General features: G+C 73.5%; 17 protein-coding genes and 1 pseudogene. 9 read left to right on the top strand and 9 right to left on the bottom strand.

Features of this window, described 5'->3' with window-relative positions; all coding sequences use genetic code 11:
- Positions 1–20: 20 nt before the first annotated feature.
- The 5 genes from EV374_RS27220 to EV374_RS27200 all read left to right on the top strand — a co-directional run bounded on the left by EV374_RS27220 (position 21) and on the right by EV374_RS27200 (position 5801).
- Positions 21–977 carry a carbohydrate ABC transporter permease gene (locus EV374_RS27220; RefSeq protein WP_132240016.1) on the top strand — a complete coding sequence of 319 codons (957 nt, stop codon included), beginning with the start codon at positions 21–23 and terminating at the stop codon, positions 975–977.
- Positions 974–1885, top strand: coding sequence for a carbohydrate ABC transporter permease (locus EV374_RS27215; RefSeq protein WP_132240015.1), 912 nt, complete (start codon positions 974–976; stop codon positions 1883–1885). The genes EV374_RS27220 and EV374_RS27215 overlap by 4 nt, the downstream gene beginning before the upstream one ends.
- On the top strand, positions 1882–4020 hold the full coding sequence (locus EV374_RS27210) for an alpha-galactosidase (RefSeq protein ID WP_132240014.1): 2139 nt from the start codon (positions 1882–1884) through the stop codon (positions 4018–4020). Before EV374_RS27215 ends, EV374_RS27210 begins: the two co-directional genes overlap by 4 nt.
- A gap of 122 nt (positions 4021–4142) precedes the next feature.
- Positions 4143–4535, top strand: coding sequence for a YciI family protein (locus tag EV374_RS27205; RefSeq protein ID WP_357577582.1), 393 nt, complete (start codon positions 4143–4145; stop codon positions 4533–4535).
- Between the two features lie 3 nt (positions 4536–4538).
- Entirely contained in the window at positions 4539–5801 is a 1263-nt protein-coding gene (locus tag EV374_RS27200) for a sigma-70 family RNA polymerase sigma factor (RefSeq protein ID WP_132240012.1), read from the top strand.
- Between the two features lie 316 nt (positions 5802–6117).
- On the opposite strand, the gene EV374_RS27195 is transcribed toward EV374_RS27200, so the two are convergent.
- On the bottom strand, positions 6118–7506 hold the full coding sequence (locus tag EV374_RS27195; RefSeq protein WP_132240011.1) for a cellulase family glycosylhydrolase: 1389 nt from the start codon (positions 7504–7506) through the stop codon (positions 6118–6120).
- Between the two features lie 240 nt (positions 7507–7746).
- Here EV374_RS27195 and EV374_RS27190 point away from each other — a divergent pair, with 240 nt between their 5' ends.
- A complete protein-coding gene (locus tag EV374_RS27190) occupies positions 7747–8709 on the top strand; it encodes a TIGR03557 family F420-dependent LLM class oxidoreductase (RefSeq protein WP_132240010.1) in 963 nt (320 codons plus the stop codon).
- Positions 8710–8720: 11 nt separating this feature from the next.
- On the top strand, positions 8721–9563 hold the full coding sequence (locus tag EV374_RS27185; protein ID WP_132240009.1) for an alpha/beta fold hydrolase: 843 nt from the start codon (positions 8721–8723) through the stop codon (positions 9561–9563).
- Positions 9564–9877: 314 nt separating this feature from the next.
- On the opposite strand, the gene EV374_RS27180 is transcribed toward EV374_RS27185, so the two are convergent.
- From EV374_RS27180 to EV374_RS27150, 7 genes are all read right to left on the bottom strand, one after another.
- Positions 9878–10684, bottom strand: a complete 807-nt coding sequence (locus tag EV374_RS27180) for a hypothetical protein (protein ID WP_132240008.1) — start codon at positions 10682–10684, stop codon at positions 9878–9880.
- 92 nt (positions 10685–10776) lie between these two features.
- Positions 10777–11628: an endonuclease/exonuclease/phosphatase family protein gene (locus EV374_RS27175; protein WP_132240007.1), complete on the bottom strand. Its 852-nt coding sequence runs from the start codon at positions 11626–11628 to the stop codon at positions 10777–10779.
- 7 nt (positions 11629–11635) lie between these two features.
- Positions 11636–13126, bottom strand: a complete 1491-nt coding sequence (locus EV374_RS27170) for a phosphatase PAP2 family protein (RefSeq protein WP_132240006.1) — start codon at positions 13124–13126, stop codon at positions 11636–11638.
- A 79-nt stretch (positions 13127–13205) separates the two neighbouring features.
- A complete protein-coding gene (locus EV374_RS27165) occupies positions 13206–14207 on the bottom strand; it encodes a YihY/virulence factor BrkB family protein (RefSeq protein WP_132240005.1) in 1002 nt (333 codons plus the stop codon).
- On the bottom strand, positions 14200–15207 hold the full coding sequence (locus EV374_RS27160; RefSeq protein ID WP_132240004.1) for a diacylglycerol kinase family protein: 1008 nt from the start codon (positions 15205–15207) through the stop codon (positions 14200–14202). The genes EV374_RS27165 and EV374_RS27160 overlap by 8 nt, the downstream gene beginning before the upstream one ends.
- Before the next feature lie 228 nt (positions 15208–15435).
- Complete coding sequence (locus EV374_RS27155) at positions 15436–16014, bottom strand: Clp protease N-terminal domain-containing protein (RefSeq protein ID WP_132240003.1); 579 nt, start codon at positions 16012–16014, stop codon at positions 15436–15438.
- Complete coding sequence (locus tag EV374_RS27150) at positions 16014–16250, bottom strand: HTH domain-containing protein (RefSeq protein ID WP_089001290.1); 237 nt, start codon at positions 16248–16250, stop codon at positions 16014–16016. The genes EV374_RS27155 and EV374_RS27150 overlap by 1 nt, the downstream gene beginning before the upstream one ends.
- A 133-nt stretch (positions 16251–16383) precedes the next feature.
- Between EV374_RS27150 and EV374_RS27145 the strand changes: the two genes are divergently transcribed.
- Both EV374_RS27145 and EV374_RS27140 read left to right on the top strand, forming a co-directional pair.
- Entirely contained in the window at positions 16384–16818 is a 435-nt protein-coding gene (locus EV374_RS27145; protein ID WP_132240002.1) for a VOC family protein, read from the top strand.
- 60 nt (positions 16819–16878) lie between these two features.
- Complete coding sequence (locus EV374_RS27140; RefSeq protein WP_132240001.1) at positions 16879–17679, top strand: PP2C family protein-serine/threonine phosphatase; 801 nt, start codon at positions 16879–16881, stop codon at positions 17677–17679.
- Positions 17680–17757: 78 nt separating this feature from the next.
- On the opposite strand, the pseudogene EV374_RS27135 reads toward EV374_RS27140, so the two are convergent.
- A pseudogene (locus EV374_RS27135) lies at positions 17758–18012 on the bottom strand (hypothetical protein); the annotation flags it as partial.

Genomic DNA, 18012 nt, shown 5'->3' with positions numbered 1-18012 from the left:
GGCGAGAGGGTGAGGGCACCGTGTCCGACCAGCCCCTGATCCAAGCGGATCGCGCCGCGCCGCCGCCGGCCGCGACCACCTCCACGGGTGGTCGCCGCCGGCGCGTACGGGTGCTGTCCCGCACCGACCGCGTGGTCGTCGCGCTCATGGTGGCCGTACCGCTGCTGCTCGTCGTCGGCCTGGTCTGGCTGCCGGCGGGCGCCACCGTGCTGCTCTCCGGCACCGACTGGGACGGCATCGGCCCGGTCTCCGAGATCGAGTGGGTCGGCGGCCGCAACTACGCCGACGTGGTCCAGAACTACCCGCCGTTCGTGCCGGCCGTGCAGAACAACCTGCTCTGGCTGGCGGCGCTGTTCGTGGTGGCCACCCCGTTCGGCATGTTCCTGGCCGTCCTGCTCGACAAGGAGCTGCGCGGCACCCGCTTCTACCAGACCGCGCTATACCTGCCGGTGGTGCTCTCCCTGGCGCTGATCGGCTTCGTCTGGCAGCTGCTCTACTCCCGCGACCAGGGCCTGGTCAACGCCGTCCTCGGCACCGACGTCGACTGGTACGGCGACCCGGACGTCAACATCTGGGCCGTGCTGGTGGCGGCCGGCTGGCGGCACGTCGGCTACATCATGCTGCTCTACCTGGCCGGGCTGAAGGGCGTCGACCCGTCGCTGCGGGAGGCCGCCGCCGTGGACGGCGCGTCGGAGGGCCGGACGTTCCTCAAGGTGATTTTCCCGGTCCTGCGGCCCATCAACATCATCGTGCTGGTGGTGACGGTGATCGAGTCGCTGCGCGCGTTCGACCTGGTCTGGGTCATCAACAAGGGCCGCAACGGCCTCGAACTGATCTCCGCGCTGGTCACCCAGAACGTGGTCGGCGAGGCGAGCCGCATCGGCTTCGGCTCGGCGCTGGCCACCATCATGCTTGTCGTCTCGCTGGTCTTCATCACCGTCTACCTGGCGACCGTGCTGCGGGAGGGACGCCGATGAGCACCGCGACCGTGTCCCGGGAGGACCGGACCGCTCCCGCGACCGAACGCCGCCCGCCGCCGCGCCCGGCCCGGGTGGTGCTGCACGTGTTCCTCGCGGCGGTGGCGATCGGTTGGCTCTTCCCGATCCTCTGGGCCGTGCTGACCTCGCTGCGCTCCTACGAGTACACGGCCACCAACGGCTACGTCTCGCTCGGCGGGTGGACCCTCGACAACTACGTCACCGCCTGGCGGACCGCCGAGTTCGGCAAGCACCTCCTCAACTCCGTCTACATCACCGTGCCGGCGGTGCTGCTGACCCTCTTCCTCGCCTCGTGCGTGGCGTTCGTCATCGCCCGGTTCAGCTGGAAGACCAACATCGTCCTGCTCGGCCTGTTCACCGCGGCGAACCTGCTGCCCCAGCAGGCCCTGCTCATCCCGCTGTTCCGACTCTTCACGCAGGTGCCGCTGCCGGCGTTCATGAGCGACTCCGAGCTGCTCTACGACAGCTACTGGGGGCTCATCCTGGTCAACGTCGCCTTCCAGTGCGGCTTCTGCGTCTTCGTGCTCAGCAACTACATGAAGGCGCTGCCGCGCGACCTCTACGAGGCGGCGATGGTCGACGGGGCGAGCGTCTGGCGGCAGTACTGGCAGGTGACCATGCCGCTGTGCCGGCCGGCCCTGGCCGCGCTGGCCACCCTGGAGGTGACCTGGATCTACAACGAGTTCTTCTGGGCCACCGTGCTCATGCGCACGGGGGACAAGTTCCCGGTGACCAGTTCGCTCAACAACCTGCGCGGTGAGTTCTTCACCGACAACAACCTGGTCTCGGCCGGCTCTGTGCTGGTCGCGATCCCGACCCTGGTGATCTTCTTCCTGTTGCAGAGGCACTTCGTCCGGGGCCTGACCCTGGGGGCGTCAAAGGGATGACCATCGTCCACCTGCGCCGCGCCCGGACCAGCCTGGTGCTCGACGCGCGCGGCCCGGGGCTGCCCCGGGTCGCGCACTGGGGCGCCGACCTCGGCCCCGTCGGACCCGACGACCTGCCCGCCCTGGTCGACGCCACCGTCGCGCCGGTCGTACACAGCAGCTTCGACGCGCCGACGGTGCTGTCCCTGCTGCCCGAGGCGTCCGCCGGCTGGGGCGGCCGGCCGGCGCTCGCCGGGCACCGCGAGCGCCGGGACTGGTCCACCGCCTTCCGGCTGAGCGGCCTCGACGTCGCCGACGACGGCACCGGCTCCGCCCGGGTCACCGTCCGGGCGGCCGACGGCGGTGCCGGGCTGTCGCTGACCGTCGAGATCGCGCTCGACCCGACCGGCCTGGTGCTGCTGCGGCACCGGCTGCGCAACGACGGCGACACGGCGTACGAGCTGCGGGAGCTGACGCCGGTCCTGCCGGTGCCGGCGGTCGCCACCGAACTGCTCGACCTGACCGGCCGGTGGTGCCGGGAGCGGTCCCCGCAGCGGCACCCGTGGCCGATGGGCGCCTGGGTACGCGAGGGCCGGCACGGCCGCACCGGGCACGACGCCACCCTGCTGCTGGTCGCCGGCACGGCCGGGTTCGGCTTCGGCCACGGCGAGGTGTGGGCGGTGCACACCGCGTGGAGCGGCGACCACGTGACCGTCGCCGAGCGGCGGCCGACGGGCGAGTCCACCCTCGGCGGCGGCGAGCTGCTCGCCCCCGGCGAGGTGGTGCTCGATGCCGGCGAGGAGTACGCCACCCCGCTGCTGTACGCGGTCTTCTCCGCCGCCGGGCTGGACGGGCTCAGCGACGCCCTGCACACCCACCTGCGCGCCCGCCCGCAGCACCCGGCCACGCCCCGTCCGGTCACCCTCAACGTCTGGGAGGCCGTCTACTTCGACCACGACCTGGACCGGCTCCGTACGCTGGCCGACCAGGCGGCCGAGGTCGGGGTGGAACGCTTCGTGCTCGACGACGGCTGGTTCCGGGGGCGCCGCCACGACCGCGCCGGCCTCGGCGACTGGTACGTCGACGACACCGTCTGGCCGGACGGCCTGCACCCGCTCGTCGACCACGTACGCGGGCACGGGATGCAGTTCGGGCTCTGGGTGGAACCGGAGATGGTCAACCCCGACTCCGAGGTGTTCCGGGCCCACCCGGAGTGGGTGCTGTCGGCACCGGGCCGGCTGCCGCCCGCCTGGCGCCACCAGCAGGTGCTGGACCTGGCCCAGCCGCCGGCCTACGCGTACCTGCTGGAGCGGCTGGACGCGCTGCTCGCCGCGCACCCCGGCATCGACTACCTCAAGTGGGACCACAACCGGGACCTGACCGAGGCGGGGCACCAGGGCCGCCCCGGCGTGCACGGGCAGACGCTGGCGGTATACCGGCTCCTCGACGAGCTGCGCCGCCGCCACCCGGGCGTGGAGATCGAGAGCTGCGCGTCCGGCGGCGCCCGGGTGGACCTGGAGATCCTGCGGCGCACCGACCGGGTGTGGGCCAGCGACTGCAACGACGCCCTGGAGCGGCTGGCCATCCAGCGCTGGACGGGGCTGCTGCTCCCGCCCGAGCTGGTCGGCAGCCACATCGGGCCGGAGCGCTCGCACACCACCCACCGCGTGCACGACCTGGGTTTCCGGGCGGCGACCGCGCTCTTCGGCCACCACGGCATCGAGTGGGACATCGGCGCGATCGACGCGGCACAGCGCGACGAGCTGGCCGCCTGGGTCGCGCTGCACAAGCGGCTCCGCCCGCTGCTGCACGCCGGCCGGGTGGTCCGGGTCGACCATCCCGACCCGGCCGTCTGGGCGCACGGCGTCATCGCCCACGACGGTTCCCACGCGGTGTACGCCGTGGCCCAGCTGGCCACCTCGGTGACCCAGGCGCCCGGGCCGGTCCGGCTCCCCGGCCTCGACCCCCGCCGCCGGTACACGGTGCGGCCCGTCGCGGGCGTGCCGGAGCCCGCGACGCTCCAGCGGGCCGCCCCGGGTTGGCTCGCCGACGGCGGCGTGACCCTCGGCGGCGCGGTGCTGGCGACCGTCGGGCTCCAGCTGCCCGCGCTGCATCCCGAGCAGACCGTGCTGCTGGAGGTCACCGCCGTCGCCTGAGGGGCGGGCAGATTTCCCGGGGAATTTCCGGCGGGGGTGTCGAGAACCGGGGTGCCGGCTTCTACCGACGGGTGAGAGCACCGATGATGGTGCGCAGTCGTGAGGAGCCAGACGTGAAGTACATGTTGCTCATGCAGTTCAGCGCCGCCGGCACGGACTTCCCCCCGATCGAGACGTGGACGCCCGAGGAGATCCGGGCGCACGTGGCGTTCATGGGCGAGGTCAACGGGAAGCTGATCGCCGACGGTGAACTCGTCGGCGGCGAGGGGCTCGCCGCGCCGGCCCAGGCGAAGATCGTCCAGGCGGGCGCCGGGGGAACCCCCGTGGTCACCGAGGGGCCGTTCGCCGAGACCAAGGAGTTCCTCGCCGGCTTCTGGATCGTCGACTGCGACAGCCCCGAGCGGGCCGTCGCGCTCGCCGCGCACATCTCCACCGCACCCGGTCCCGGCGGTCGGCCGCTGAACATGCCGATCGAGGTGCGCCCCGTGATGTCGGCGCCGCCGCAGGAGATGTGACGACTGGCCCCCGCCGACCCGCCCGTCGAGGACCTGCTGCGCGAGCTGGCGCCGCAGGTCCTCGGCGTGCTCACCCGCCGCTTCGGCGACTTCGCCACCGCCGAGGACGCCGTGCAGGAGGCGCTGCTGGCGGCGGCCACCCAGTGGCCGGTCGAGGGGACGCCCGGCAACCCGCGCGGCTGGCTGATCCAGGTCGCGTACCGGCGAATGATCGAACTGGTCCGCGGCGAGACGGCCCGGCGGCGGCGTGAGGACCTCGTCGCCCGCCGCGAGCCCGACGACCGGCGCGCCGCGCCGCCGCCGGACGAGGAGCTGACCGCCGACCGGGACGACACCCTGACGCTGCTCTTCCTCTGCTGCCACCCGACGCTCACGCCGGCGTCGGCGATCGCGCTGACCCTGCGCGCCGTCGGCGGCCTGACCACGGCCGAGATCGGCCGCGCCTTCCTCGTGCCCGAGGCCACCATGGCCCAGCGGATCAGCCGCGCCAAGCAGCGCATCCGCGCCTCGGGTGTCCCGTTCCGGATGCCGGAGCCCGCCGACCGGGAGGCCCGGCTGGCCGCCGTGCGGCACGTGCTCTACCTGGTCTTCACCGAGGGACACACCGCCAGCGTGGGCGACGACCTGCGCCGGGTGGACCTGTCGGAGGAGGCGATCCGGCTGACCCGGGCCCTGCGCGCGCTCCTGCCCGACGACACCGAGGTCGCCGGGCTGCTCGCGTTGATGCTGCTCACCGACGCCCGCGCCGCCGCGCGCACCGGCCCCTCGGGTGAGCTGATCTCCCTGGCCGACCAGGACCGCAGCCGGTGGGACGCCGCGGCCATCGACGAGGGGGTGGCCCTGGTCACCTGGGCGCTGCCCCGCGGGCCGGTCGGGCCGTACCAGCTCCAGGCGGCCATCGCCGCGCTGCACGACGAGGCACCCGGCACCGCCGAGACCGACTGGCCGCAGATCCTCGCCCTGTACGAGGTGCTGGAACGCGCCTCCGGCAGTCCCGTCGTCTCCCTCAACCGGGCCGTGGCGACCGCCATGGTGCACGGTCCGGCCGCCGGCCTGGCGGCGCTGGACGCGCTGGACGCCGACCCCCGGCTCGGTGGGCACCACCGGCTGCCCGCCGCCCGGGCACACCTGCACGAGATGGCCGGCGACCGGGAGCGGGCGGTGGCCGACTACCGGGCCGCCGCCGCCCTGAGCACGAGCCTGCCCGAGCAGCGGTACCTGATGATGCGCGCCGCCCGGTTGGCCTCCGGGCCGACCGGGGCCTGACGGGCCCCGACGCGACGTGACCGACCGGGGCCTGACGGGCCCCGACGCGACGTGGGCATGCTCGCGCGGACGCTGTCGAGCTGCCCGCACAGATGGGGCAGCGAGTTCCGGGCCCGTGGCGGCTGGCGGTCCCACGGACGGGGCAGCTCGACAGCGCCCCGTGGGCATACCCCGCCGCGCCTCCCACCCCGCCCAGCCCTTGCCCTGCCCATTGATCGGGGCGAGGGCGCGGGCGCGGCGGAGTTGCGACGTTTCGACGGGTGACACGGGGGTGGCCGGGCCCGTGCGGGCCCGGCCACCGGTGGGGCGTGAGTTGTCAGCTCGCCGTGCAGGTCACCGCGGGCGTGGCGTTGGTGCCGTTCCAGCTGGCGATGAAGCCGAAGCTGGTGCTGGCGCTGGCGCCCAGCCGGCCGTTGTAGTCGACGTTGCGGGCCGTGACGGCCGACCCGCTGCTGCTCAGGGCGGCGTTCCAGGACTGGCTGACGGTCTGGCCGTTGGCGAACGTCCACTTCGTCGTCCAGCCGGTGATCGCCGACGAGCCGGCGGTCACCTTCACCTCGCCCTGGAAGCCACCCTGCCACTGGTTGGTCACCGCGTACGTCGCCGTGCAGCCGCCCGGCGGCGGGGTGCTCGGCGGCGGGGTCGTGGGCGGGGGCGTGGTGGGCGGCGGGGTGGTGGGCGGAGGCGTCGTCGGCGGCGGGGTGGTCGGGGGCGGGGTGCCGCCGAAGACCGTCGCCTCCTTCGCGGTGGCCTTGATCCCGTTCGCCCCGTTGAAGATGCGCTGGCCCCAGGTGCTCAGCGCGGCGGGGTTGAAGTTGGTGACCATGTCGAGGTACTCGACGCCACCGCCGTTGCCGCTCCACGACCAGCCCAGGTAACCGATCCCGTTGGCCTGGCTGTAGGAGAGGATGGTGTCCTCGTCGGGGTTGCCGTCGGAGTGGTCGAAGCCGAACTCGCCGATCACGATCGGCAGCTTCGCAGCGCGGAACCGGCCGAGGTAGTCGCTGATCTCGGCGGCGGTGTCGAAGACGCCGTACATGTGGATGGAGAAGACCGTGTTCTTCTGCGGGTCGGCGGCGAACACCGACGCGGCGTTGTCGCGCATGGTGAACGACCAGTCCTGACCCCAGTTCGGGGCGTCGACCATGATGGTGTGCGTCAGGCCGCCCGTACGCAGCCGCTTGATGGCGTTGGCGGTGTCGGTCGCCCAGGTGCCGTAGCCCTGGTTGCCGTACGGCTCGTTGCCGATGTTGACGATGACGTACTTCTCCTGGCCGGCGAGGGCGCTGGAGACGCTGAGCCAGTAGTCGACCGCCTGGTCCAGGGTGGCCGCCCCGCTCTGCTCGCCGTAGCCGGTGGTGTCGTGCACCTCCAGCACACAGATCAGCCGGTTGGCCTTACACAGCGAGATGACGTTGGCGACGTCGGCGGTGTCGTTCTTCGCCCACCGCTGGCCGCTGGCCAGCACCACCCGCACGGTGTTCGCCCCGAGCGCCTTGATGTTGGCGAAGGAGCTGGTCTGCTGCTGGTACCAGGTGTGCGCGTGGTTCACGCCACGCATGACGAACTCGCTGCCGTTGGCGTCGTAGAGCTTGCCGTCGGCGACGGAGAAGCCGGTCGCGGCCCGCGCGGGCTGACCGAACGCCAACACGGCGACCAGCAACGCGAGCAGTGCCGCACCGGCGGCGGAGAGTCTCTTCTTCATGGCCTTCCTCAAAAGGGAGGACCCCCGCTGCCCAGGTGGGGGTGGGACGTCACAGGGGATGGCGGCTGCAGCCCGACAGCCGCCGCCCGGCTCCCGGCGGCGCAGGGATCAGCGTAGGCCGGTCGGGCCGGTCACGCAATGAACCGGTTAAGCAGCGGACCGCCGGCACCGGACGCGAGGGTTGACCCGACCTGGCAGGGGTATCCGGGGAGGATCCGCCCGGGTCGGAGGGAGACACCCATGGTCAACGTCGGCTACACCCTGATGTGCGAGCAGGCCGGTCCCAAGCAACTGGTCGACTGCGCGGTGCGGGCGGAGGCGGCCGGCTTCGACCAGCTCGTCATCTCCGACCACTACTACCCCTGGCTGGACTCCCAGGGCCACTCCCCGTACGCCTGGTCCGTGCTCGGCGCGGTCGCGCACGCCACCAGCCGGGCGGAGCTGATGTCCTTCGTCACCTGCCCGATCCGCCGCTACCACCCGGCGGTCGTGGCGCAGAAGGCCAGCACGGTCGGGGTCCTCTCGGACGGCCGGTTCACCCTCGGCCTGGGCGCGGGCGAGAACCTCAACGAGCACGTGGTCGGCGGCTGGCCGCACGTGCAGCAGCGGCACGAGATGTTCGAGGAGGCCCTCCAGATCATCCGGCCCCTGCTCAACGGGGAGACCCTGACCTTCTCGGGCAACCACTACGACGTGCCCGACGCCTACGTGTGGGACCGGCCGGCCCGCCCGGTGCCGATGGCCGTCGCCGCCTCCGGCCGCCAGTCGGTCACCCTCGCCGCCGAGTACGGCAACGGCCTCGTCGCGACCGAGCCGGACCCGCACATCATCGAGATGTACGACGAGGCCGGCGGCGCCGGGCAGCCCCGCTACGGGCAGGTGGCCATCTGCTACGGGCCGGACGAGGCGGAGTGCCGCAAGATCGTGCACGACCAGTTCCGCTGGTTCGGGATGGGCTGGAAGGTCAACGCCGACCTGCCCGGGCCGGAGTCGTTCGCCGCTGCCACCCAGTTCGTCCGCGAGGAGGACGTGGCCGAGGGGATCTCCTGCGGGCCCGACGTGGACCGGCACGTCGAGGCGTTCCGCAAGTTCGTCGACGCCGGCTTCACCCATGTGGCGATCGTGCAGGTGGGCGGCGGGACACAGCCGATGTTCCTGGACTGGGCGCAGGAGCAGCTCCTGCCGAGGCTGCGCGAGCTGTGAGGGCGGCACCCGTGCGGCGTCCCCGGGTGACCCCGCCGGGCCGCTTCGGTCCGGCGGAGCTGCGCCTCGCGCTGGCCGCCCCGAAGCCGGCCGCCGGGCTGACCAGCGAGTGGCGGCTGGTCGACGGCATCCGTACGCACACCCGCCGCGCCGGCGACCCCGGCACCGCCGCCACCCCGGTCGTGCTGGTGCACGGGCTGGCAGTGTCCCACCGCTACCTGACCCCGCTCGCCCTCGCGCTGGCCGGCACCCACCCGGTGTACGCGCCCGACCTGCCCGGCTTCGGGCTGACCGAGCGCCCCGCCCGCGCGTACGACGTGCCCCGGCACGCCGCGCACCTGGCCGCCTGGCTGGCCGCGTACCGGATGCCGCCCGTCTGCCTGCTCGGGCACTCGTTCGGCGCGGAGGTCGTCGCGGCGCTCGCCGCCCGGCACCCCGACGCGGTCGCGGCGGTGGTGCTCGCCGGCCCGACCAGCGACCCTGCCGCCCGGTCCCGGCGGGGACAGTTCGGGCGCTGGCTGGTGGACACCCTGCGGGAGGCGCCGTTGCAGGCGCCGATCCTGCTCCGGGACGTCCTCGACGCCCGCCCCTGGCGGGTCCACGCGACGCTGTCGCACTCGGTGCGCAACGGCATCGAGGCTGACCTGGTCCGCATCGCCGCGCCCACCCTGGTCGTGGCCGGCTCCCGGGACCCGATCGTGCCGCCGCCCTGGCGCGCGCAGGTGGGTCGGCTGGTGCCGCACGCCCGTACGGTCACCGTGCCGGGCGCCGCGCACAACGTCGTGACCACCGCACCGGCGCAGGTCGCCGAGGCGGTCCGCGCCCTGCTGTCCCCCTCACTCACGAACAGGTGACGACATGCGTATCGGCAACACGGAGATCCGTCCGGCCGGCGGCGGCCTGGGCTGCCTGCTGATGATCCTCTTCTCGATCGTCGCCTCGGTCGTCCTGACCGTCCTGCTCAACCTGCTCCTGTAACCCTGCTCGTGCTGGGGCTCGGGCTGGGGCTCGGGCGATGGCGATGGCGATGGCTTCGAGATCTTGGTACGGGAGTGCCCCTGGAGGGGCCGTTTCTTGCCAAGATCTCGCTCGGGCAGCGCTCGTCGGGGCAGCGCTCGCTCGGGCACCGCTCGTCGGGTGCCTCCGCCGTCGTCGCGGCGTCCGCGGGTCAGCCGCGCAGGCCGAGGGCGGTCAGCGCCTCACGGGACGCCTGGCGGACCGGGTCCACCACGGCGCGGCGCACCCAGCGGACGGCCGGCGACACGGTCGCCCGCCACGCGGCGGCCATCGCCCGACCCACCGGGCGGACGGCGTGCCGCCACAGCCAGCGCGCCCCGAGCACGAACGGCCGCAGCGTGAGCGCGTAGCACCACCAGAGCAGCCGGCCGGCGGCCCACCACGCCCAGCCGAGCGCGCCGAGCAGCACCCGCCCCACCGCCGCCAGCCACCGACCGACCGCCACGAGCCCCGCCGCCAGCCACCGGCCGACCGCCGCGAGCCCCGCCGCCAGCAGGCGTCCGAGCGGCGTGAGGAGCCGGGCCAGCCAGCGCAGCGGCACCCGGATCAGGTGGTACGCCAGCCAGGCCAGCGGCGTCCACACCACCGTCCGGGCCAGCCAGGCCACGCCCCGGGCGAGCCAGACCAACGGCACCCAGACCAGCGTGCGCAGCAGCCAGGACAACCCAAGGCCGAGCCAGCGCAGCAGCCAGGCCAGGCCGCGGCCGAGCCAGCTCAGCGGCACCCACACCAGGATCCGCAGCAGCCAGCCGAGCGGGCGCAGCAGCCAGCGGTCCAGGAACCGGCCGAGCGGCGCGAGCAGCCAGCGGTGCAGCCACCGGCCGACGGCGGCGACCGCCTCCCAGGCCAGCCGGACGGGCACCACCACGACCAGCGCGATTCCCCGAACGACGGCGACCAGCAGCGGGGTGGGTGGAGACCCGGCGTTCCCCGGGTCCGCGCTCGGCGAGTCGATCACCGGCTCACGGTAGTCAGCACCGGCAACGCGCCGCCCTCCCGGCCCTCCGGGAAGGACCGGGGCCGCCCGGCCAGGTTGAACAGGGCGCCCGGTCAGGCGGGGTCGAGGTCCAGGTCCGCCACGACCGGATAGTGGTCGGAGGCGTACTCGGTCTCGCCGCCCCGCAGCACCCGGCAGTCGCGCACCCGGCCGGCGAGCGCCGCCGTGCCGAGCAGGTAGTCCAGCCGCATCCCGGAGAACTCCGCCCCGCCGCCGTGCCGGGTGGGCGCGGTCAGCCCGCCGTCCGGCGCCCCCGCCGTCGCGTACAGATCGACCAGGCCGGCGGCGAGCAGCCGGGCCACCGCCCGGGTCTCCACCGTCCGCCCGTCCCGGCGCAGGTGACGGCGGCGGTACGCGGCCGGGAGCCGGGCGATGCGGTCGGTGTGGTCGGCGACCGGGTCGAGGGTGTTCAGGTCCCCCGCCAGCAGCCCCAGCTCCCCCGGTGCGCGGCGCAGCGCGGCGGCGGCCCAGCCCGCCTCGACGCGCCGCCGCAGCCCCGAGTACGGGTCGAGGTGGACGCTCAGCACCGTCAGCGGGCCGGCGGTGGTCGCCACGGTGACCCGCTGCGCGGCGTGGTGGAACGGCCGGCGTACCCGGATCGCGGCGAGGGCGCGCAGCGGCGGGCGCAGCAGCACCGCCACCGGCTGGCCGAAGCAGGAACGGGCCAGGTGGGGTCGCATCCCCACCCGGCCCGCGAAGTCGGCGAGCACGCCGCCCGCAGCTGCGCGGAGGCCACCGGCCGGGGCAGGCCCAGCGGCCGGCCGCTCGTCGAAGCCCCGCAGCTCCTGCAACGCCAGCACGTCCGGCCGCTGGTCGGCGACGACCCGGACCAGCAGGTCCCGGCGGCCGGTGCCGCCGGAATCCCGTCCGCCGGTCCGGACGTTCCAGGTCATCGCCCGCAGCATCGGCGCGTCAGTCCGCCCGACCGGCCTTGGCCAGCTCGTCGTCGAGGGTGTGCACGTCCTCGGACTCGATGCTCGGCCGGTTGCCCTCGTAGACGTCCTCGTTGGGGCGAAGCACCCAGTAGAGCAGCCCGATCCATGCGGTGGTGAGGATGATCGCGCCCATGAAGTCGGTGGGGTGGTGCATCCCCCGGTACATCCGGCTGATGGCCACGCCGGCCGGCATCACGACCGCCAGCGCCACGAAGATCCACCGCCACCACCGGTCCGTACGCGGAAAGACGATCACCGCGATCGCCACCCAGACGCAGAGCGTGGCGGCGATGTGGCCGGACGGGAAGGAGGAGGTCGGCATCGGCCCGTCGAGGTTGCCGACGGGCGGGCGGGGCCGGTCGACCGCGGCGGCGGAGGCGAGGAAGAGGCTCAGCTCGCCGAACATGGTCAGTGCCACGAAGAGCACCGGCCGCCAACGCCGCCAGACAGCCAGCACGATCGGGCAGAAGACCAGCGAGATGAGCAGGATGGCGTGGGTGTCGCCGACCTTGCTCCACCAGTAGCTGAAGTCGTCCCGGCCGGGGGTGCGGTGCTCGGCGAACCACCTCGGCACGTCCGTGTCGAGGGTGGCGAAGAGGGTGCCGCCGGCGTGGTAGCTGACGAACATGCCGAAGCCGTAGAGCGCGCCGAGGATCAGCACCCAGCCGACGATCAGCTCGAACACGGCGGCCCGGGGGTGCGGCAGCAGGTGCGCCTCGTCGGGGGCGGGCGCCACGTCGTGCGCGGCCTCCGGCTCCAGCCCCTCGGTCAACGCCGGGACCGGCCGGCCGCGCTCCAACCGCCAGAGCCGGAAGGCGTACGCGGTGACGCCGAGCCAGGCGGCGCCGAGCAGCCAGGCCCCCAGCACGTCCGAGACGAAGTGCACGCCCAGCGCGATCCGGGTCAGTCCGATGAGGAAGACGACGAGGGCGACCAGGGCGATCGCGGGCTTGCGCCAGCGGCGCGACATGGCGGGCAGGAAGACCAGCAGCAGCGCCCCGTACGCGACCATCGAGCCGAGGGCGTGGCCGCTGGGGAAGCTGTCCCCGGCGTACGTGCCGATGGGCACGTCCACCTCGGGGCGCAGCCGGTCGACCAGCGTCTTGAGCGCCGGGTCGAGGACGAGCGCGCCGACGCCGGTGACGATGAGGAACACCGCGAGCCGGCCCTGCTTGCGGATGAGCAGCCCGACCACGGCGACCGACACCAGCCAGATGATGACGGCTCGCCCGCCGAGGTCGGTGAGCGCGTTGAGCACGGTCACCAGCGGCCCGTGCGGGGCGACCAGGTCGTTGAGCCAGGCGGCCACGCCGTGGTCGACGTCGTAGAGCGGGGACCACCGGGTCCGGACCAGGACGAGGAGAATCCCGAACCCGACCCCGGCACCGAGCACGATCGCCAGGCCGGCGAGCGTACGCTCGGTGAAGTGACCCAAGGGTCGTCGCAACGCCTCTTTGACCGCGCCCACGGCAGCCTCCCTCTCGCTTCTGGCGTGCCGCATTACCCGATCGGCGCTCCGCGTACACCGAGGGGTGTCCGATGCGGAGCTAGAGGGAACTCATCTCGCCGGTGTCGTGGATCTCCTGGCGCTCGGCCTCGGGCTCCCAGAGGTCGGGCTGGGCGGGCTCGCGCGCCCCGATGCGCAGCGCCTCCAACTGAGCGGCGAAGGAGAGTCCGCCGAAGAGCGCCATGCCGGTCAGGTTGGCCCAGAGCAGCAACGCCATCATCCCGGTCAGCGCCCCGTACGTCTGGCCGAACCCGCCGCTGAACCGCACGTACGCGGCGAGCAGCAGGCTGGCCAGCCACCACAGCGCGGTGGCGATGCCGGCGCCGAAGAAGAGCCAGGACAGGCCGGGCTGCTTGCGGCGGGGGGCGTGCCGGAAGATCACCGCGACGGCGAGGACGGTCAGGCCCAGGCTGAGCGGCCAGCGCACCACGTTCCAGAGGCCGTTGGCGAACTCGCCCCAGGCGTAGTGTCGCTGCACCGAGTCGCCCATCGGGCCGCCGCCGACGAGGATCAGGAACCCGGTGAGCGCCGGCACGCCGGCGGTGAGGGCGAGGATGCTCGCGCGGACGTACTTCCACAGCGCGGGCCGGTCCCGCTCCACGCCGTAGATCCGGTTGGCGCCGCGCTCGATCTGGGCCATGGTGGTGGTCAGCGCGACCAGGCCGGTGAGCATGCCGAGGCCGAGCGCCAGTTCCCCGGCGCGTTCGGTGCGGTCCCCCTCGCCGAGCAGCTCGGCCACCATCGGTTCGCTCGCCCCGGGGGTGAGGGCCAGGACCGTGTCGGCGACCACCCGGCCGCCCTCCTCCACGCCGAGTTCGCTGATCAGGCCGGTCAGCGCGATCAGGAACGGCACCACGGCGAGGCAGAGTTGCAGCGCGAAGGCGCGCGAGTGGCTGAACCCGTCGCCGTAGCGGAACCGGATGAACGCGTCGCGCAGCAGGTGCCAGCCGCCCTGCCGGCGCAGTGTGTGCCAGGCGTCGTCGGCGTTGAGTTCCTCGTCGGACATCAGCCGGGTCTCCGGCACGATGCGGGTGCTACTCACGGCGGGCTTCCTCGATCAGCTGCTCACCACGCTCGGCCGCCGCCTTCGCGTCCTCGGCCAGGTCGGGATCCTGCGCCGGCTGCGGCACGCAGAGCCACAGCGCCCGCCGCCGGATCTCGGCCTTCAGGGTGCGACCCGGCTCGATGAGATCGCCGTCGAGCTCCCGGGGCTGGGCCCGGTTGCTGGTGATCTCCACCCGCCTGGCCTTGAAGACCTCCATCCGGGGGACGCGGTCCTGCCGGCGTACGACCGCCCAGCCGAGCGCCAGCCATTGCCGCAGCGTACGCGGGGTGAGCACCGCGACGTCGAGGTAGCCGTCGTCCGGTTCGGCGTCGGTGAGCAGCCGCACCCCGCCTTGGAGGCGGCCGACGTTGGCGACGAGGACGGAGCGGGCACGGCGGCGGATGGGCTGCTGGTCGTCGATGCGGATGGAGACCCGCATCGGCCGGTCGCGCAGGTGCCGGGCGGCCCCCACGACGTACGCCGGCCAGCCGATCCGCCTCTTGGTGGTCTCCGAGGTGTCGGCGAGCATCTGGGCGTCGAAGCCCATGCCGGCCATCACCGTGAAGTAGTGGTCCTCGACCGCGCCGACGTCGAGCAGCCGGCGGCCACGCTCGACGGCGACCTCCAGCCCGGCGGCCAGGTCATCCGAGAGGCCCAGGTTGGCCGCGAGCAGGTTGCCGGTGCCCTGCGGCAGCACGGCGAGCGCCACCTCGGTGCCGACCAGGCCGCTGACGCAGGCCATCACGGTGCCGTCGCCGCCGCAGGCGAAGACGACGTCGACGCCGGCCTCGACCGCCTCCTGCGTCTGGCCGCGGCCCGGGTCCTCGACCGTGGTCTCGAACCACAGCGGCTCGGGCCAGCCGGCCGCGGCGAGGGCGTCGTGGACCGTCTGACGCAGTTCGTCGAGGTCGGCCACCTTCACCGGGTTGACCACCACGGCGGAGCGCAGGCCACCGCCGTCGGGTGCCGCGCGTCGCTTGTCCTGTCGAGGGTCCACGGCGCCAGTGTGCAGCAGATCCGGCACGGCAGCGACCCGGCGGTGCGGTGATGTTACGCGCAGCGCAAACACGTTTGCCCCCGCCCCGGACCGTCCCCCACCCCACCCCCACCCCGCCGATCATGAGGTCGACGGCGGTCCTTGAGATCGACGTCCCCGCCAACCTCATGATCACCGGGCCGGGAGTGGGCCGGGCCGGAAATGGAGTGGGGTGGCGTGAGGGTTTCGTCAGGCGGGGGTGCGGAGGGCGGTCTCGACGCGGCGGCGCAGGTCGTCGAGGTCGGCGCCGGCCTCGGTGAGCACCCGGGCGCCCAGCCCATGACCCTCGCGGAGCACGCCGAGCAGGATGTGCTCCGTGCCGATGTGGCGGTGGCGCAGTCGCAACGCCTCCCGCAGCGCCAACTCCAGCACCTTCTTGGCGCGCGGGGAGAAGGGGCCGCCCGCGTACCGCCGGCGACCCCAGCGGCGGCGCGGCGCCGGCGCGGCCTCGCGCAGCGCGTCCGGGCCGAAGGACTCCTCGATCCGGGCCACGATGGCGGCCAGGTCGATGCCGATCTCGTGCAGGGCCGCGGCGTCCGCGTCGGCGAGGCCGGTGGCTCCCCGCACGGTGTGCCGGCGGACGCGGGCCCGCAGGTCGTCGGCGCGGAGGCCGGCCTCGGCGAGCACCCGGGCGGCGAGGTTGTCGCCGTCGGAGAGCAGGGCGAGCAGCAGGTGCTCGGTCCCGACGGGCCGCTCGCCCTCGGTCCGGGCCTCGTCCCGGGCGTACCGCACGACCGTGCGGGCCCGGTCGGTGAACCGTTCGAACATCACGCCTCCCAGGAAGATCCGACCGCCGGACGACCGGCGTGCTTCTTGTGGACCGCCTGCCGGCTGACCTCGAGCTCGTCGGCGATCTCCTGCCAGGACCAGCCCTGTCGACGGGCGTTGTCCACCTGGACCACCTCGAGCCGTTCGAGCAACCGGCGCAGCGCGCGGACGGCGCGCAGCCCGACCCGGGGGTCGGTGCTGCCGGCTGCCGCCGCGAGTTCCGTTGCCTGACTCATGTCGTCAACTTACGTTGACATCGCCGCACTGTCAACCCACGTTGACACCTTCGTCCGAGCCACCGGGTGCCAGGCGTCGGTTCACAGCGAAACCGGGGAGACGACGGAAGACCCCTGCCTCTATGGTGGTCCGATGGCGTCGGTCAAGCAGGTCCAGGTCACCTTCGACTGCGCGGAGCCTGAGCGCGTCGCTCGCTTCTGGTGCGGGGCGTTGGGATACGTCGTACCGCCGCCACCGGAGGGGTTCGCCACCTGGGACGACTTCGATCGCGCGCTGCCGCCTGAGCGGCAGGGCTCCGCGTTCGCATGCGTCGATCCCACGGGTGTGGGCCCGCGACTGTTCTTCCAGCGCGTTCCCGAAGGCAAGGTCGTCAAGAACCGGCTGCATCTCGACGTGCGGGTCGGCACCGGGCTCGTGGGTGAGGAGCGCGTGGCCGCGCTCGAGGCCGAATGCGCACGACTGGTCGCGCTCGGCGCGGTGCGCGTGCGACTGCTGACTGCCGATGGCTACGACGAGTCGTGCCTCGTAATGCAGGACGTCGAGGGCAACGAGTTCTGTCTCGACTGAGTGACCGCGAACGCGGCAACCCGGACCACCTGCGCCGGCAACCCACCGTACGATCCGCCGATGTCCTCCTCCGCCGGCCGCCGCGCCGAGGTCACCGTGCCCGGTGAGGTGCACCGTCTCCCACTCGGCGAGATCACGCTGGAGTTCGTCGGCGGCAGCGTGGTCGGCAACCGCTATCCGGCCAACTTCGACGTGCTGCACGTCGACCCCGCTCTGCCCTTCGTCGCGGTGGTCGTCGGCATGGGCGCCGGCGAGGGCAGCCGCCGGGCCGGCACGACGGCCATGGGCACCCTCGTCGCACAGGTCCGGGCCGCCTGGCCCGCGGTCGACGCGCGCCAGTTGCGCGCCGCCGTGGCCCACGTCCAGTCAGCCGTACGCGCCGCCGGCGCGCAGCTGGCGGAGCTGACCGGCTGCACCCTGACCGCCCTGCTCGTGGAGCCCGACGGCGGGCAGGGCTGGCTCGTCCAGCTCGGCGACTCCCGCGCCTACCGCCTGCGCGACGGCCTGCTGGAACTCCTCACCGTCGACCACACGGCGGCCTGGCTGGGCGTACTGCACGGCTGGTACCCGGTCGGCTCCCCCGCCGCCGATCGCGCCCGATACCAGCTCACCCGCTACGCCGGCCATCCGGACGGGCCGGAGGCGGACCTGCTCGCGGTGTCGCTGCGCCCCGGCGACGTCTGGCTGCTCTGCACCGACGGCGTCAGCGACCAGGTCGACTACCACCTGATGCGGGAACTCCTGGCGGCACCGCGACCGGAGGAGGCGGTGCGGGACCTGCTCCACGGCACCCTGGAGGCCGGCGGCGACGACAATGCCACCGCCGTGGTCGTCCGGGTCCACGCCACGACTCCCCACTGAGGGGGTCCGCCCGCCGCAGACGCCGCTGGCCGGCACCCCGGTTTGGGGTGCCGGCCAGCGGCGATTCGGCTACTGCTGTCAGCTGTTCCAGTGCTCGGTGACGAGGTCGGCGGCCTGCTGCTCCCACTGGGCGTAGTGGTCCGGGTAGGCCGAGACCTGCACGGTCTGGGCGGCCTTGGTCAGGGGCATGTCCTGCCACCCGTCGACCTGCTTGAGGCCCTTCAGGAACGCCGTCGTCGAGTACTCGGGGTCGGTGATCTGCTCGACCGTGCCCCACCCGCTGGAGGGGCGCTGCTGGAACAGGCCCTGCGAGTCGTGGTCGTTGCGGTCACC

This window comes from Micromonospora sp. CNZ303 (genome assembly GCF_004345505.1).
The sequence above is the reverse complement of the archived record's forward strand: the minus strand, read 5'-3'. Positions and strand labels throughout refer to the sequence as shown.